General features: G+C 37.3%; 1 protein-coding gene and 1 pseudogene. Both read right to left on the reverse strand.

Features of this window, described 5'->3' with window-relative positions; translation table 11 throughout:
* Positions 1 to 1,324 (reverse strand): RagB/SusD family nutrient uptake outer membrane protein (locus AC1DG9_RS26705; protein ID WP_477635650.1); only part of this gene is annotated, 1,324 nt, incomplete at its 3' end.
* Positions 1,325 to 1,375: 51 nt separating this feature from the next.
* A pseudogene (locus AC1DG9_RS26710) lies at positions 1,376 to 1,744 on the reverse strand (SusC/RagA family TonB-linked outer membrane protein); the annotation flags it as partial.

A 1,744-nucleotide genomic window follows, 5' to 3' on the forward strand; every position in this document is an offset into this window, starting at 1 on the left:
CGGGCGAGTACGGCACATAACTACTATTAGTAGCTCCCACATTATCAACGTTATACCTAAATGCTCTTACTATATTTAGCGCATCGATCGCTCCTTGTCTTTCCCCTAATACAGCCAAAGCCTCAGCTCTCAACAGTGTAACATCTTCCAGCCTTGTAAAGAGTATAGCACTTGAAAATATTCTGAAAGTTGGGTCTGATGATCCATCCTGCATACATTTTATCTTACTAAAAATTGGATACTTACCTAGGAAATTTGTAAAATAAAGCTGAGAGTGAGTAACACCATTACTATCGATATTAAACCTGCCATCATTAGCTTCTTTAAATATGGATAAGATTGAATCCTTTGGTACAAAAATATCCGGTAGATTTTTATTTACAATTGGCTCTGCAAGTGTAAGTGATTCAATATTACCTACGAATGTGGCATCCTGATGTCCAAAGATAAAACCAAATCCCAACAGCTGATTATTATTCTTATCAAAGAAAAGTCCTCTGCGACCTGTAAGATAATCGGTTGGATTATAAGCCATTGCCGCTTTACCAAAATTATCAAGCACAATTTTGGTATAAACAGTTACGTCAGCATATTTCCCTTGCCATGCAGCCGCCTGAGCAGCAACAGCATAGGCACTTAATTTTCTAACCAGGGTTCCATTCCATCTTCCTTCTCCTTCATTATAGTACATCCCCGGTTGCTGAATATCGTTTACACTGTATCTATATGGTAACTGTTCAGCAGCTGCCACCATTTCGGCCTGAACAAACTCCATAATCGCGTTACGATCTGATCTTTTAACATTTTCAAATTGTCCGTCACGAGATGAGGTAATAAAAGGTACATCACCCCATATTCTCACCATGTAGAAGTAAGCAAATGCGCGCAAAAATCTTATTTGCGCTATATCTACAGTCATATTGTTATCCGTATACCTGGCATCTTTCGCTTTAACTTCTTGGATACGCTCAAGGAAAATATTTGCAGCATTTACAATTGCATAAAATCTTCTCCAATTAGAAAGTTCTTGAACCACTGGATAAGCAGCCTTCAGGTCATTTCTTATAATGGCTTTCAGATCCTGACGTAAAGGGCTATCAAAATTTCCCATACGCACATCACCATAAATCCAATGGCCATTGTTATCTGCTAATGCTGCCCTGGTTAACCCATATACCCCAAGCAGTTTAGCTCTGGAATCTTCCATATTGTTCCAGGAGTTCTGTTCATTTACCACACGGGTTGAGTTTATATCTAATGCTTTTTTACAGCCACCTGCTACCAGAGCAAAAAAGATAAGACTCAGCAAAACTATTTTTTTCATTTCGTCTATTTTAAATGGTACTTAATGTTATTTGTCTATGTGTGATATTAATTAAAAATCCATTTTTACACCTAGCATATACGTTCTAGGAATTTGCATTCCGTAACCTGTATCGTAACCAGTATAGTTTACGAGCTCTGGATCTTGTCCTGTATATTTAGTAAGGGTGAAAATATTATGCACACTACCATAAACATAAAATCTTTCAAGTCTTGGCATTTTCTTTTTCATCAATTTCGTTAAATCATAACCTAACGACACAGTTCTCAATTTTAAGAATGAAGCATCTTCAAGGAATAAATCCTGATTGGCCTGATAAGGAGCCGACGAACTCCATGGGTTATACAAAGGGTATTTTGAATAATCTCCCCTTTTTTCCCAGTAAGTAACCTCTCTAACAGAGTTGATATTATTTAACCC

This window comes from Pedobacter sp. 05L430 (assembly GCF_056397585.1).